The organism is Pseudofrankia coriaricola (assembly GCF_001854805.1).
GTDB lineage: Bacteria > Actinomycetota > Actinomycetes > Frankiales > Frankiaceae > Pseudofrankia.
Window position 1 is genome coordinate 22,851 of record NZ_MBLO01000007.1, and the last position, 15,157, is coordinate 38,007.

12 protein-coding genes and 1 pseudogene are annotated in these 15,157 nt (G+C 67.6%); 6 read left to right on the top strand and 7 right to left on the bottom strand.

All coding sequences use genetic code 11. The features are described from left to right. Positions 1-89 precede the first annotated feature (89 nt). The 5 genes and pseudogenes from BCD48_RS53065 to BCD48_RS01915 form a co-directional block, all read left to right on the top strand. Positions 90-395: pseudogene (locus BCD48_RS53065) on the top strand (helix-turn-helix domain-containing protein); the annotation flags it as partial. Positions 396-507: 112 nt separating this feature from the next. Beyond that, positions 508-1,965 carry an APC family permease gene (locus BCD48_RS01900; protein ID WP_071046488.1) on the top strand — a complete coding sequence of 486 codons (1,458 nt, stop codon included), beginning with the start codon at positions 508-510 and terminating at the stop codon, positions 1,963-1,965. Next, positions 1,962-3,203 (top strand): flavin monoamine oxidase family protein, encoded by a 1,242-nt coding sequence (locus BCD48_RS50455; RefSeq protein WP_071046489.1) that lies wholly within the window; start codon positions 1,962-1,964, stop codon positions 3,201-3,203. The genes BCD48_RS01900 and BCD48_RS50455 overlap by 4 nt, the downstream gene beginning before the upstream one ends. Next, positions 3,200-4,486, top strand: a complete 1,287-nt coding sequence (locus BCD48_RS01910; RefSeq protein ID WP_071046491.1) for a flavin monoamine oxidase family protein — start codon at positions 3,200-3,202, stop codon at positions 4,484-4,486. The genes BCD48_RS50455 and BCD48_RS01910 overlap by 4 nt, the downstream gene beginning before the upstream one ends. Before the next feature lie 32 nt (positions 4,487-4,518). Continuing rightward, the gene (locus BCD48_RS01915) at positions 4,519-5,988 is read left to right on the top strand and encodes an aldehyde dehydrogenase family protein (RefSeq protein ID WP_116271395.1); all 1,470 of its coding nucleotides are present in this window, start codon (positions 4,519-4,521) and stop codon (positions 5,986-5,988) included. A 209-nt stretch (positions 5,989-6,197) separates the two neighbouring features. Here BCD48_RS01915 and BCD48_RS01920 read toward each other — a convergent pair whose 3' ends face one another. From BCD48_RS01920 to BCD48_RS01935, 4 genes are all read right to left on the bottom strand, one after another. Then, positions 6,198-7,262: a nuclear transport factor 2-like protein gene (locus tag BCD48_RS01920; protein ID WP_131803707.1), complete on the bottom strand. Its 1,065-nt coding sequence runs from the start codon at positions 7,260-7,262 to the stop codon at positions 6,198-6,200. 292 nt (positions 7,263-7,554) lie between these two features. Continuing rightward, positions 7,555-7,905: a YciI family protein gene (locus BCD48_RS01925; RefSeq protein WP_071046496.1), complete on the bottom strand. Its 351-nt coding sequence runs from the start codon at positions 7,903-7,905 to the stop codon at positions 7,555-7,557. 342 nt (positions 7,906-8,247) lie between these two features. Next, a complete protein-coding gene (locus BCD48_RS01930; RefSeq protein ID WP_071046497.1) occupies positions 8,248-8,724 on the bottom strand; it encodes a VOC family protein in 477 nt (158 codons plus the stop codon). A 334-nt stretch (positions 8,725-9,058) separates the two neighbouring features. Continuing rightward, entirely contained in the window at positions 9,059-10,009 is a 951-nt protein-coding gene (locus tag BCD48_RS01935; RefSeq protein ID WP_071046499.1) for an NADP-dependent oxidoreductase, read from the bottom strand. A gap of 184 nt (positions 10,010-10,193) precedes the next feature. Here BCD48_RS01935 and BCD48_RS01940 point away from each other — a divergent pair, with 184 nt between their 5' ends. After that, positions 10,194-10,685 carry a MarR family winged helix-turn-helix transcriptional regulator gene (locus tag BCD48_RS01940; RefSeq protein WP_116271396.1) on the top strand — a complete coding sequence of 164 codons (492 nt, stop codon included), beginning with the start codon at positions 10,194-10,196 and terminating at the stop codon, positions 10,683-10,685. Positions 10,686-11,188: 503 nt separating this feature from the next. Here the strand turns inward: BCD48_RS01940 and BCD48_RS01945 are convergent. From BCD48_RS01945 to BCD48_RS01955, 3 genes are all read right to left on the bottom strand, one after another. Beyond that, complete coding sequence (locus BCD48_RS01945; RefSeq protein WP_274536485.1) at positions 11,189-11,803, bottom strand: FAD-dependent monooxygenase; 615 nt, start codon at positions 11,801-11,803, stop codon at positions 11,189-11,191. A 76-nt stretch (positions 11,804-11,879) separates the two neighbouring features. Then, positions 11,880-14,183, bottom strand: a complete 2,304-nt coding sequence (fxsT, locus tag BCD48_RS01950; protein WP_071046502.1) for an FxSxx-COOH system tetratricopeptide repeat protein — start codon at positions 14,181-14,183, stop codon at positions 11,880-11,882. Positions 14,184-14,415: 232 nt separating this feature from the next. Further along, a partial coding sequence (locus tag BCD48_RS01955) for a WD40 repeat domain-containing protein (protein WP_131803708.1) occupies positions 14,416-15,157 on the bottom strand: 742 nt, incomplete at its 5' end.

Consider the following 15,157-nt stretch of genomic DNA (forward strand, 5'->3'; position numbering starts at 1 on the left):
TCGCCGTGCCGGCTGGATGACCGGCAGTTGGCCCGGTTGGAGGCGTTGCTGCGCCGGGGCCCGGGGGGTACGGCTGGGACGACCAGCGCTGGACGCTGGCCCGGATCCGGCAGGTGATTGCCGTGGAGTTCGGGGTGGGCTACACCGAGGCCGGGGTGTGGTATCTGCTTGAGCGGTACGGCTGGTCGTGCCAGGAGCCCACCCGCCAGGCCACCGAGCGCGACGGCGAGGCCATCTGGTCCCAGCTCAAGGGCACTGCCCTGGCCAACCTCGCCGCCCGCGGCCTCGACCAGGTGCTCCAGGCCGTCAAACACGGCCTCAAGCAGACCCAGTACCGACCAGACCTGATCTTCGGATTCCTTGCCGCGACCGGCCTGACCTGGGAAGGCCTGTAATCGACATGAACCCACACATTAACAGTTAGTATACCGGACGTGCGGTACAGTCCCGCTACTGGCGCACCCAGCCACCCGGCTCAGGTGCGTGCGACGGCGAGAGGAAGCGCGCATGTCGATTGAAGGCAGTCACCGTGGTGCGACAACGACCGTGGCGTTGGGTGACCAGGTCGAGCGTGAACTGAGCCAACACAAGCCGCTGAGTGTCCGGCGCGGCATCGTCCTGGGGTTGAGTGCCCAGCAGGTCGGACCGGTGCTCGCGCTCTACGTGGGTCTCGTCTTCCTCACCTCGGGAGCCACGTCCTGGGTCGGCACGCTCATCGGCGGGGTCCTGATCCTCGCCATCGCAGAGATGATCCGGATCTTCGCGACGAAGTACGTCACCAGCGGCGGGCTGATGAGCTACGTACTCCACGGGCTGGGGCGAAGGTGGGGGCTGCTCACCGGTGCTGCCCTGATCCTCGGTTACGTCGCGGCCACGGCGGCGGTCGCGTCGGTCGTCGTGGTGTTCGCCTCCAGTGCGCTGTCGGATCTGGGGTTCTCCGGCGCCTTCGCGACCAACACGCAAGTCGTCATCCTGCTCATCGTCGGAGTTGCCACCGGACTCTTCGCCTGCCTCGGGGTCCAAGGCGTCGCCCTCGTCGCCTTGATCTTCAGCATCGGTGTGGTCCCGTTCATCGTGGCGTTGAGCGTCGGCGCGGCCGCCAACACCGGCGTCGATCTGCCGGCCCTCGTCAACTTCAGCCACACCAATCTGCACAACATCGTCTTCGGGGTCACGCTGACCCTGGGTGGCCTCGTCGGGTTCGACGACATGGCAACGGTCGCGGCGGAGACCAAGAACCCCAAGCGGAGCATCCCTCGGATCATCTTCACCGTCGTGATCGTGCTCCTCGTCGGTCAACTGGTGGCGATCGTCCTCCAGACGTCCTCGATGGCGGCGAACGCCGACCTGCTCGCCGCAGGAACGTCCCCGATCTCGATCGTCGCCTCCTCGGCGCACCTGCCCTGGATGGGCACGGTCCTCGACATCCTGCTCACGCTCGGCGAGTTCGCCGGCGGCGTCGCCTTCGTCACCTACGGCAGCCGGATCTTCGCGACGGCGGCAGAGATCGGGCTGCTTCCCCGTTTCGTCGCGACAATCAGCGCCCGGACGAAGTCACCCAACGTCGCGATCATCATGCTTGCTGTCCTGCAGACGATTCTTCCGATCATCCTCGTCGTCGCCGCCGGAACCGCACCGATCGAGGGCGGACTCTATTTCAGCAGTGCGATCACGTACTTCTGGTGCGTGCCCTACGTGATGACAGCGGTCGCGGCCGTCGTGGTGCTCCGCCGGACCGGGAGCACGGAGGTGGTGTCCTGGGTGGCCGTCTTCGTCGCTTCGATCGGATTCACCACCTTCGTTGTGTTCACCTTCGTCGAGGGCCTGTCCGGCATCTACGCCGCGATTCCGTTCATCTCCTTCATCGCGATCGCGGTGCTGTTCGCGATCTTCCTCCTCCTGGATCGCCGTCGAGGCGGCACCAAGATCGAACTCAACCGCCTGGCAAGCGGCGTGAGCCAGTGACGGAGCACATCTACGACGTAGTCGTCGTCGGCGCGGGATTCGCAGGGGCTGGTGCCGCCCGGGATCTCGCGGCGGCGGGGCGTGACGTCCTGATCGTCGAAGGCAAGGGCCAGGTCGGCGGGCGGACGTTCCTGCGGAGGTTCGCCGGATCGACGCTGCAGATCGAGATGGGAGGCACCTGGATCCTCCCGGCCTCGGACCGTCACGTCCTCGAGGAGCTTGCGCGGTACGGGATGACCACCGTTGACTCCCCGGCACCCGCGAACTTCGTGACCCTGATCGGTGGCTCTGCCTTCACCTGGGGAGAGCTGCCCGCGGAGATAGCCGCCGAGTTCGACAGTCTTTCGCGGACCGATGCGCGGAACCTCGGCGCGGCCCTCGCCGGGCTCTCGCCGGAGGCCCGGGACTGGGGGCGAGCCTGGACGCGGTACCTCTGCGGCGCTTCTCCCGAGGAGATCACCGCTGACATCCTGCGCGGCGACATGAGCGAGGTGACGATCGAGCTCATGAAGGATGTCGACGAGCACTCCACCCGCATCCACGGCGGCACCACCGAACTCATCAACCGGATGCTCGACGACGCCGCAACCGATCTTCGCCTCGACACGCGGGTGACACAGATCGAGCAGAGCGACGGCCTGGTGCGCGTGAAAAGCGTGGATGCGGAGTTCGTGGCCCGCTATGCGCTGGTCGCCGTGCCGATCACGACGTGGAGCGACATCCGCTTCGAGCCGCGGATGCCGGGCATCCAGGCAGAAATCGGATCGGGAGGCAACGTCGGACACTCGCTGAAGGCGTGGATTCTGGCTCGCGATGTACCGAGGCTGTTCCGCGGCGTCTCAGGCAGCGGTGATCTTGCCTACCTGCGCACCGAGCGCGATTTCGAAGACGGCACCAGCCTGCTTGTCGGCTTCGGCGACGATGTCGACTTCGACCTCACCGACCTCGAACGCGTCCAGCAAGCGGTGCGCGCTTTCGTGCCCGACGCGAAGGTCCTCCGCGTCGACGGGCACGACTGGAACCGAGACGCTTTCGCACGAGGAACCTGGATGGCACCGACAGCGACCGGCCCGACTGCGTATCTGCCGGAAGCGCGCCGACCGCTCGGCCGAGTGCACTTCGCGGGCGGCGACATCGCCGAGTTCATGCCGAGCACCATCGAAGGAGCCATTGAGTCCGGTCGAGCTGGAGCGTCTGCCATCGACTCGCTGCTCGAAGCAACGCGAGACGCATCGTGACGCGCGGTGCGGCGGAGCGCGCGGACATCGCTGACCACACCCACGCCGACATCGTGATCATCGGCGCCGGCACGGCCGGACTCGCCGCCGCCCATGCCCTGACACAGCGAGGAAGGGAGGTCGTGGTCCTCGAGGCCCGCGGTCGCATCGGCGGGCGGGTGCACACGATCACCGATCTCGCGGATCAGCCGGTCGAACTCGGAGCGGAGTGGATCCACACCTCGACGACGCCGATCCGCCGCGCGATCGCAGAATTCGGGATGGCCGACGAAGAGTTTCCGGTGTCCCATGGGCTCGACGTCATCGCCATCGACGACGAACGGTGGAACTCGCTCCTCGAGGCAGCCGCGGACCTCGATCCCTCCGAAGATCTCCGCTCCTTCGTGGATCGGCTCGCGGGCAGCGTCGCCGAGCGCGACGAACTGGAGAAGCTGTTCGCGTTCTGGACCACTCGTGAGTCGTTGGAGGAGACCAGCGCGCTGCACACGATGCTCGAGGTCGCCGGCAACCGGACCGATGGCGAGGCGTTGCACGACGCGGACTTCAAACTGAAGCGCGGATGGCGACCGGTTCTGGACCGCCTGGCAGCGGGAGTCGACATCCGGTTGGGCGTGGCGGTCCGCTCCATCACCTGGTCCGACCCAGTGGTCCAGATGAACGCGGTGACCGATGATGGCCGGGCGGTCACCGTCTCGGCCGAACACGTCGTCGTCACCGTGCCGCTCGGTGTGCTGCAGAACAATGGGATCCGATTCGAGCCACCGCTGCCGGCCCGCAAGCGAGAAGCGATCGACTCGATGAGTCACGTGCCCGTCGTCAAGATGGTCTTCGTCTTCGACGGAGATGTCTGGCCGGACGGTGCACCCGACGACATCTCCGATCCGGAGATCCTTCCGAGCAGAGCCATCCTGTCGAACGGCTGGCAAGAAAACCGCGCGCAGACAATTATCGCTCTTTGGGCCGGTGGTCGCGACGCAACGAGGATCGAGTCGCAGGACGTTCCCGAAGTTCTCCGGCTCGGGGAGAAGGCGCTCGAGCACTACCTGGGTGACAAGTTCCGCAGGCCTCGCAAAGCCATCGTCCATTTGTGGGCCGGCGATCCGTATGCACGAGGCGCATACAGCCACACGCCGCCCGGAGCACGAGCCGATGTTCGCGATCGGTTGGCCGAACCCCTTAACGGACGGCTGTTCTGGGCTGGAGAGGCGACCGCACGTTGGCGTCCCCGAACAGTGGGCGGTGCATACGCGTCCGGGCTCCGCGTCGCCGATGAGCTGTCGTAGCATCTTGTCTAGCGAAAATCGAAAGAAGCATCGTGAGAAGAAAAATTCTGAACGTCATCGACGGACTCGCACAACCTGCAGCATCCGACAACTGGACAACACTGATCGACCCGGCTACAGGAGACGTGAGCGGGGAGGCGCCGCTGTCGGACGGCACTGACATCGAGACTGCCGTCGCCTCGAGTATGAAGGCGTTCACGGGGTGGAGTCGTCTCACGCCCGGGGAGCGTTGCACGCGCCTCAATACGCTCGCAGATCGCGTTCTTACGCGTCTCGGCGAGTTGGTGGAGGCGGAGATTCTTGACACGGGAAAGCCACGGCAGAGTGTCATCGAGTACGAGGTCATGCCGGCATTGGAGGAGTTGCGGTTCTTCGCCGGGGCGACGCGCGTGATGGACGGCCTCGCGACTCAGGAGTTCCGCGCAGGACACACATCGACCGTGCGCAGGGAGCCCATCGGAGTGGTGGGTCAGATCGCGCCGTGGAACTACCCGTTCATGATGACGGTTTGGAAGCTCGGACCCGCCTTGGCCGTCGGCAACACCGTCGTGCTCAAACCCTCGGAGTCCACCCCGTCGTCGGCCTACCTTCTTGCGCAGATCGCGACGGAGGTTTTGGGTCCCGGGGTCCTGAACGTCGTCAACGGAGGCCGCGCAACCGGTGCTGACCTCGTCGCCCATTCCGACCTCGGCATGGTCGCGATCACCGGATCCACGCGCGCGGGGCGCGCCGTGGCCGCGTCCGCTGCTGAGAATGTCATGCCGGTGCATCTCGAGCTGGGCGGGAATGGTGTCGCCGTGATAGCGCCTGACGCGGACGTGGAGGAGATCGCTGCCATGACGGCGATGTCGGCTTTCTACAACGCCGGACAGGACTGCACTGCGCTCACCCGCTTCATCATCCACGACAGCGTCTACGACCGGTTCGTCAAATTGCTTCTCGAAGCCGTAGCAAAGATACGCGTCGGCGCCCCCGACGAAAGAAATGTACTTTACGGCCCGCTCAACAGCGAGCAGCAACTGAAGATCGTGCAGGGTTACCTGGACCGCCTGCCCTCGCACGCACGGGTGCTCACAGGCGGATCCCGTCTGGACCGGCCCGGCTTCTTCTTCGCGCCCACCCTCATCGAGGGAGTCAAGCAAGACGACGAAATCGTGCAGCAAGAGGTGTTCGGGCCGGTGGCGACCCTCCAGAAGTACAGCTCCGATGCCGAAGCGCTGGCGATGGCCAACGGAACACGCTACGGCCTCGCCGCGTCGATCTGGACCAATGACATTAAAAGGTCCGCCTACTTCACTAAGGGAATCCGTGCCGGCACCGTATGGGTCAATTGCCACCTGCTGCACAATGCGGAAACGCCTCACGGCGGCGTGAAACAGTCCGGTTACGGTCGCGACCTCTCGAAGTTTGCGCTTGAGGAGTACACACAGATCAAGCACGTCATGACCTTCACCGAGGCGCACTACCCGCTCCTGCGCGACGATGGCAGCGTTGCTTGGTGACTCGCACGCCGTCGCGAACGGCGTGCGCCTTGTTGGGTGTCAGAACTCAGCCACCGGGGTTGACCTGCGGTTTTACGCGGCTCGCTCGTATTCGTTACCGGCTCCAACTCCTACCGCTTGGCCATGCACGTCAGAAGCAGCACGCTGTCGAAGCGGCCTGACCTGCACCGCTGTGACGCCCGTCGCCGACCGACGACGGGCGCCATCACTTATTGTTCGATCGCCGTGCGGGCCAATGAGATCAACGTGGAGTCGTCCACGAGCGAGCCGTCCCACATGGCGGTGAGGCGGGTAATCCTGCCCCAGCCATCCAGTTCAAGGGCGACGACACCTCGGGGAACAGCGCTGTTGGACGCCGTCCATTCATAACCCCCTCCCACCGCGCTGCCGACGACGTGGCGAACAGCCGTACCACCACCGGCGTAGGGCAGCAGAGAGATGGCCTTGGTCAGATAGGTACCAATGCTTCGTGGGCCGACAATATGCAGGTGTGCTGGCATGTCCTCGAAGATGGCGCCGGGCGCAAAGAGCTCCGCAGCGCTGGCGCCGTCGCCATTGCGCAGGGCCTGCGCAAGCTTGGATGCGACGTCCCTCATGGCGGGCGCCGCGGTTTCTCCGACAGTGGATTCTCCGAAGTCCGTTGGGGACCCAGTCGAGTATGCCGCGAGGGCCGCCTCGTTGGCTATGCCGAAATGCCGGCCATCCCAGTAGTCGATCTGCCGGGTAATCTTATGATCGCGGAAGTTGATAATGCCCACCGCGCGGATTTCGGAAGGCCCGAACAGGCCTGCGGTGTCGGTGAAGAACACGACGGCGCTGGTCGCATCGCCCAGGATCCGCGTGGGGTACGACTTGCCGTCGCTGGGCCAATTGGACATGAACTGGGACAATGAAGCCCGCAGGGAGTCCCAGTTGTAGAAGCCCGCGCCCACGACCGCATCGATGTAGGTAATGAGATCGCGCGAAAAGAAGGACATCCATCCGTCTAGGTCCTGCGCACTCTTGCTTGTGAGATAGCGCCGGACCAGCGCGGCTACCTCCGCGGTAGCGTGCGAGGAGTCGATGACAACATCGACGCCGGGGAACACGAGCCCGTTGCCGGCGTCGGCGGCCGACGCGCTTCCGGGGGCAAGCAGGGAGGCCGTGGCAATACCGGTTCCGCCGAGCACGGCTCCACGCAGCAGCGTACGTCGTGTCGTCTGGTTCGTTTCTTGAACGTTGCGTTCCATCACATGCCTTTCGAATTGTGCGACCTGCGACTGCGCTTTGCGCACCGCCCAGGGCGCCAAATGCCGAGATACTTGCGCCCGCAAGCAACAAGCTAGCCCGGCCCGCTCAGGTAAATGAATCCGTTTGTCGCAAAGCCGCGGGCCATTTGAAATGAAGCTAGCTGACGACCTTCCAGTCGTCTCCATCCGGCGCCCACACGCGGCGGCGATCCAGCCGATCACGTGGCACGGTCGGCCGGCCCTTCAACTGTCCCGCAGGTCCAACCGTTGGAATACCGCCGTCGACAACGCGGCGCCGCCGCGCGCGGACGGGGCCGGGCCGATGAGCCTCTCCCTGTCAAGCCATGGTCTCGGCCACCGAGCGAGGGGGGAGGCCTGGGCCGGCAACGATCATCTCGGCCGGGACGACCCACGGCGCGCAGCGTGCCTCGAACCGGCCCGCGAGCACGCTCGGGTTCGTCGCCCATAGTTCCTCGCTGGTCGCGGCGTCGCAGAGCATGATCGCGAAGCCGCGGACGTTCTCGTCAGTGCCGCGTGACGGGCCGGCGGCGAGCAGCAGGCCCCGCGAGTGCAGGTCGGCCATGTTCGCAAGGTGCGCGTCTCGGACACGCAGCTCCTCCTCGGGGGCCAGCGGCCGGAAGCCGTCCGGGCGCACGAAGGTGACGAGCGTGTAGCTGGCGAGCTTCATCGGGCGACCACCAGCGGGGCTCCGGTCTCGACGAACGTCTTCAGCCCGCTCAGCACGAACATCCAGCCCGGGCTCGCCTGGGCTGTCCTCGCCGAGGTCGCTGTCATGGGTCCTCCTGCAGTGCTCGGGCAAGCGCGGACAATATTGTCATCAGCCAGGCTCATGGGACCACGTGAGGGTCATCTTCTAGGGGCCGCTTTGCGGCTAGTGCCCCGCGATGCAGCTCCCCCTTTGTCTATTTGCTGACGATCAAAGCTGTGACCAGTGCAGATAACTTGAGTGACGTCAAAAGTCATCCAGAATCACGACTGCTCGTCGACGGCCAGCGGTGAAAGCCCGGGGCTAGAGGCGAAGTGGGCGAATCGGGGCGCCTACCAGAGTCGGGTCGGTCTTCCAGTCGACGCCGGGGACGTCGATGTACAGCTCGATCTCGTTCCCGTCCGGGTCGTGGATGTAGAGGCTGTGGGTGATGGTGTGGTCGGACGCGCCGGCGATCGTCACACCGGCCGTGGTGATGTGGGCGAGTGTCTCGCGCAATTCGTCGTCGCTGTCGCCGACTTTCAGCCCGAAGTGGTACATCCCGACGCGGCGTCCGGCTGGAATCGGCTTTGCGTTCTCGCCTACCTCGATGAGCAGCAGCTCGTGGTGTGTCCTCTGGCCGGCCGAGAACGCCGCGGCCGGGATGCGGCTCGAAGCCGACGCCGACGCTGTGGGGTCGGGCAGGATCTGGCGCCAGCCCAGCACGTCCCGGTAGAAGGCGGCCGACCGGTCGACGTCCCTCACGTACAGGACAAGGTGTCCGAGCTCCTTGATTTCCATGTCAGTCTCCCGATAGCCCGAGGGGTCTAGTGAGCCGTTTATCAGCGGATTGAGAGAAATGGGCGCGCCGTGCGCTGACATCCGTGGTTGCCGGGAATCCGCCCTAGCTAGGAAGCTGTCGCGCTCGTGCCCGACCCGGTGGCAGATGCTGACAGGACGGTCGGGACCAGGCACCTTCGCTGTCCGTGCTGGAAACATCTGCGACCCCGTCCGGCGGACCCCGGCTGGTACCGCGCCGTTTCGCTGTGGGCGGGTACCAGCCGGGGTCGCCGGTCGGTTCGGTGTGCGTCCGCGCGGGCGTTCCTGTGAGTGGTAATGGGCGGGGCGTGTCCTGTCAGTCGCCGATCTCGATGACGATCTTTCCGCGGGCGGTGCCGCTGGCGAGGGTGGCTAGCCCGTCGGTGGCCTTCTCGAGGGGCAGGACGGTGGTGACGTCGACTTTGAGGGTGCCGGCGGCGGCTTGGTCGGCGAGCTGCGCGACGACCTCGCGGAGGGGGGCGGCCATGACGCTGGTGCCGGTCAGGCCGACGGCGGCGAGGGCCTGCTCGTCGGCGGCGGCGCCCAGGGTGCTGGCGACCTTGCCGCCCTTGCGGACCACGTCGAGGGGCGCGCTGTCCGGGGTGTAGGCGACGAGGTCGATCAGGGCGTCGACACCGTCGGGGTACGCGGCGGCCACCTGCTCGGCGACCGGGCCGGCGGTGTAGTCGATGACGGTGGTCGCGCCCAGCGTGGTCAGCCGGTCGGTGTCGTCGGCGGTGCCGGTGGCGACGACGGTGACGCCGCGTGCGGCGAGCAGCTGGACGGCGTAGGAACCCACGCCGCCGCCGGCGCCGACGACGAGGACGGTCTGGCCCGGCTCGGGCTCGATGGCGTCGACGGCGGCCTTGGCGGCGGCCGCGGCGAGGGGAAGTGCCGCGGCGGTGGTGAAGTCGAGGCCGGCGGGCTTGTGGGTGACGGCGGCGGCGGGCAGCAGTGCGTACTCGGCGAGGGTGCCGGCCTGGATCGGTGGGGCCAGCAGCATGTGGCCGATCACCTCGTCGCCGACGGCGACGTGGTCGGCGCCGGCTCCGACCGCCTCGACGATGCCGGCGGCGTCGCGGCCGAGGACGAGCGGGTACACGTGCGGGAGCATCTCGGCCATCATTCCGGCGGCCAGGGCGTTGTCGAGGGCGTTGAGACCGGCCGCCTTCACGCGGACCAGCACGGTGCCCTCAACGGCCCCGGGGACGGGCAGGTCGGACAGGCGGGGCTGCTCGCCCGCGGCCGGGACATTCAGTGCGCGCATGTGTGCTCCCTGGGGATCGGCATCGATGACGACACCGGCGATGGGTGCGCGTCGCGGCCCGACTCGCGGCCTCGGGCACCCAACTTTTGGATTGAACCTTCAACTCAAACCTAGGAGAGATCGCTTGATCTGTCAAGTGATCAACGGTCTTGGCTCGGTTGACACTTCAAGCTAGGATGATGGTGTGGACGTGCAGCAGCCGCGTTGGCTGACCGACGAGGAGATGCAGACCTGGCTGGCCCTGGCCAGCGTGCTGATCAGGCTCCCGGCGGCACTCGACGACCAGCTCCAGCGGGACGCCGGGATCAGCCACTTCGAGTACCAGGTGCTGGCGATGCTGTCCGGCGCACCCGAGCGCACCCTACGTATGAGCACCCTGGCCGTCTTCGCCAACGGATCGCTCTCCCGGCTCTCCCACGTGGCCGGGCGACTGGAGAAGGCAGGCTGGGTGCGCCGCACACCGGACCCCACCGACGGTCGCTACACCCTGGCCATCCTCACGGACGCGGGCTGGGAGAAAGTCGTCGCGACCGCCCCCGGGCACGTCGAAACAGTCCGCGCCCTGGTCTTCGATCCCCTCACCCGCCCGCAGCAGCGGCAGCTGGGCGACATCGGACGCCGCATCGCCCGCACCGTCGACCCCGGCGGCAGCCACCTCGACAGCTTCTCCAGCTGAGACGCCCGACCACACTGATCGCCAAGCCCTTCCCGCCTGGCGATCAGCGACCCCCGAGGAACTTCCCAGCGCCAGCCACCAGGCCACGGGCACCGCCGCTGTTCGACGACGGCCCGCGGCTGCCAGAACTATTCGGCTGGACCCGTCCCTACCGACACCGCGCCACGTCCTGATCATCTCCGCCACCGGGCGACCACCTCACCGAGCTTGTCCGCCCCGACGCACCCCCACCCAGGACTCAAACCGCCTCCTCGACCTCGGAGCTGTCTAGGGGGAGTGCCAAGTTAACGGCTCTGTCTCACTTCCGGTGGTGACACAACGTCAACTGGCGTCATGATCTGTCGTGGGTCGCGGAATCGTCTGGCCAGCTCCTGGCCGACAGCGCCGCAGATCTGCTCGCCATCTCGCCACGTATATGCGGGATGACCACACGAACCAGTCCCCGCCATGATCTCGACCCGAGACAGGCGTGTTCGCATTCATTTTCGGTTGCTCAGGCGAAATCAGTTGGCGGGCTTGCCGAACCAGCGGGAGAGGTGGTCGTCCAGGTCCTGCTGATCGTCGCCGATCCAGGCGACGTGGCCGTCGGGGCGTAGCAGGACGCACGGAACATCCAGTGCCGCGGTGGGATCCGCGAGGTAGTCGACCCGGTCTGACCAGCCGCCGACGGTCAGGCGTTCGGTGCGGTCCAGCAGCAGGCCGCGGCCGCGATGCAGCAGACCGTAGAGGTGGCCCTGTTTCACGTCGATGTCGCGCAGGCGGCGGCCGAGCAGGTCGGGGCCTTCGCCGAAGTCGTAGCGGATGCCGATCGCGGTGATCTTCTCGATCAGATAGCGGTTCACCTCGTCGAAGTCCATCAGTTCGGCGAGCAGCCTGCGCACGGCCTGCGGGCCCGGTTCGGTGGACAGCAGTTCCATCTGGGCGCGGGTGTTGTCCAGCACGTCCTCGGCGACCGGATGACGTTCGGCCTGGTAGGTGTCCAGCAGTGTTTCCGGCGCCCAGCCGCGGATCTGTGCGGCCAGTTTCCAGCCGAGGTTGAATGCGTCCTGAACGCCCAGGTTGAGGCCCTGTCCGCCGGTGGGTGGATGGACGTGTGCCGCATCGCCGGCCAGCAGCACCCGCCCGACCGATAACGTTCGGCTAGCCGGGTGGCATCCCCGAAGCGGGACAACCAGCGCGGGGAGTGCACATGGCTCACTCTGCTAGGAGTGTTCGGACGGACGTGCTGCGTGGGTGGTGCGGGCCGTAGACGGCTTCATTTGTCGCCAGTGCGCGGTGGAGCAGGGGATCTGCCTCGTCGGCTCGTTGCAGGTCACGCAGGACCTGGGCCAGCCTGGTCAGGATGACGGTCAGTGTCGGATGATCGGGGCCGTAGGTGGCCTCGTAGATGGCGAGGCCTCGTTGCGCGTGGGGCAGCGCCTCGGCGGCGCGTCCCAGGTCCTGCAGGGTCGCGGCCAGGACGGTCAGGTCGTCGGCGACGTCGGGGCTGTCGGGGCCGTAGGTGGCCTCGTCGATGGTGAGCGCCCGTTCGGCCAGCGGGAGTGCCTCGGCGGCGCGGTCCAGATCGCGCAATGTCTCCGCGAGGTTGAGCAGGTCGACGGCGAGGACAGGGTGATCCGGCCGATGAGCGGCTTCGTCGATCGCGAGTGCCCGGCGAAGCAACGGCAGTGCCTCGGCATTGCGGTCCTCGGATCCCAGAGCCTTCGCAAAGGAGACCAGGATGTTGGCAACAAACGGATGGTCCGGCCCGTGCGCGGCTTCGGTGATAGCCAGCGCCCTGCGCTGAAGGGGTAGAGCCTCGGCGGCCCGTCCCAGGGCCCGTAGCGCCTCCCCGATAGTCAACGTCGCGGCGACCACGTTTGGATGGTCCGGGCCGTGGAGGGCCTCGTCGATGGCCAGTGCTCGTTGCGCCAGCGGCAGCGCCTCCGCGAATTGGCCGTGTTCCAGCAGGTAGCCGGCCGTCAGATCGTAGAGGTAGGACATGGCGTCGGATCCGGTCGTCGGCGCGGGAGGAGAGGCGTCCGGGTCTGTGCCGGCGCGGGCCAGGACAGCCCGGACGTGTGGGAGCAGGGCCCGCCATCGGGGCCAGGCCTTCGGGTTGCGGCCGATGTCGTTCGGCAGGTCGGCGGACAGCAGATAGAGAAGGACGACGAGCCACTCGGTGCGGCGCGTGTCGGTCATCGACCGGCGGGTGGCTGCCTGGACCAGGCGGTGCACCGAGATAGCCGTCGCGTCGTGGCTCCTGCTGGCGAGGCTGTAGCCGATGAGTGTGCCCACGGTTCGGGTCCAGGCGAGCCGGTCCGCGGCGGCCTGGGCCAGCGGTCCGTCGCCGAGCAGGTCGGCGTGGCCGCTGATCAGGTCCAGCGGGAGCGGCTCCGGCGCGGACAGTGCCAGCAGCTGCAGCAGTTCGACCGCGGCCGGTTGGGCCTGAGCGACCTGGCGGGTGGACAGCTCCCAGAGTGTCTCGACGGTGACGTCGGCCCGTTCGACGACCTCGCCGAGCCCGAGGACGTCGTCGAGCCGCTCGGTCAGCAACTCGGCTATCTCGGACAGGGGGGTGCCGGTCTGCTCGCAGAACGCGGCGGCCTGCTCCACCGCGAGGGCGAGATCGCCGAGCAGGTCGGCGACCCGGTCCGCCTCTGCCGGATCCGCGCCCGGCAGATGTCCGGTCAGCAGTGCCACGGCCTCGGCCCGGGCCAGGGTGGGTACCTCGACCGTGTCGCCCAGCCCGCGCCAGCCCGTGCGTCGCGACGTCACCAGCACCCGGCCGCGCCCGTCGGTCGGGCGGAACGGGGCCACGGCGGCGGTCGACTCGGCGTTGTCGAGTATCAGCAGCCAGCGCAGGTTCCGGCGCGTCAGCTCCGCGAACACCGCCCCAGGCTCGGCGCCGGGTGTCAGACCCAGCCGTTCGCCCAGCTCGGCGAGATGGCCCGTCACGAACTCGGGGCGCTCTGCCGGGATCCACCACGTGACGTCGTAGCGTTCGCGGGCGCGGTGGGCGAACTCGATCGCGAGCGAGGTTTTGCCGACGCCGCCCATCCCGGCCAGCGCCACCACCGACTCGACCCCGGACCGGGCGTCCAGCTTCTCGGCGAGCTCGGCGAGCTGGTCGTCGCGGCCTACGAACCGTGCCAGCCGCGCCGGAACGTTCCACAACGCCCGTCGCGCCTGTGGCGCCCCGTCGACCGGCTGCTCCGAGGGGTGCATCGTGCTGTCGGCGAACAGCGGTTCGCCCGGATAGCGCGTACCCAGCACGGCTAGCAGCCGCGCCCGCCCATCCACCGCGACGCCGTCGGCGAGCAGGTCCGAGACCGCCGTCCAGAACGACCGCGGGTTCTGCGGGTTCCACGGCAGGTCCGCGCGGTGGATACCAGCCTCGGCGAGCACCTGCCGGGCCAAGCCCGGAGCGGCGAGCCGCTCGGCCAGCGCCTCGACCTGCGCGCGGCTCAGCCCCGCCTCCAACGCCACCCCCGACCGCCGCGACGACACGGACAGCACGATCTACCACACTCGCCGCCATCGTCGCACCGATCACGACCAGTCGGCACCGCCCGACACAATCACCGGACAGCCCGGCGCTGCCAGGCACGCGAGAACGGACGCCTGACTGCGTCTTGGAGCGGCCGCCCGACACCTGGACTTGGAGCTTGCCCCTGGCCTGGTCGAGGCGGAACAGAACATGGCGAGCAGGTCGAGGCCCACCACGCCTCCTCACAACGCAACAGCCCGTTCAGGGCACGACCCAGAGCCGGATGGTGTGGTCGTAGCTGCCGGCGGCGAGCGTGTGGCCGTCCGGGGAGAACGCCACGGAGAGCACATAGCTGGTGGGCCCGGTGAGGGGTTGTCCGATGAGCGTCGGGCTGTCCAGATGGGTGACGTCCCACAGCCGGACGGTGTAGTCGTCGCACCCGACGGCGAGGGTGCGGCCGGTGCTGGAGAACGCTACGGAGGTCACCGGGCCGGTGGGGCCGGTCATAGGTGGGGCGAGGGGGGTGGGGCTGTCCGGGTGGGTGACGTCCCACAGCTGGGTGGTGTGGTCGTTGCTGCCGGCGGCGAGGGTGTGGCCGTCGGGGGAGAACGCCAGGGCCCTTACCCAGTCGGCGGCTCCCGTGAGGGGCCGCTCGAAGAGTGCGGGCCTGGCGGGGTCGGCGACGTTCCAGAGCCGGACCTGGTGGTCCTCGCCGCCGGCGGCGAGGGTACGGCCGTTGGGGGAGAACGCCACCGACCACACCGCGCCGACGGGTTCGGTGAGGGGCGTTCCAAGGGGCATGGGGCTGGCGGCGTTGGTGACGTTCCAGAGCTGGATGGCGCCGCTGCTGCTGACGGCGAGGGTGCGGCCGTCGGGGGAGAACGCCAGGGACCACACCGGGCCAGGGGCGCCGGTGAGGGGCTTCCCGAGGGGTGTGGGGCTGGCGGGGTTGGTGACGTTCCAGAGCCGGACGGTGGTGTCGTTGCTGCCGGCGGCGAGGGTG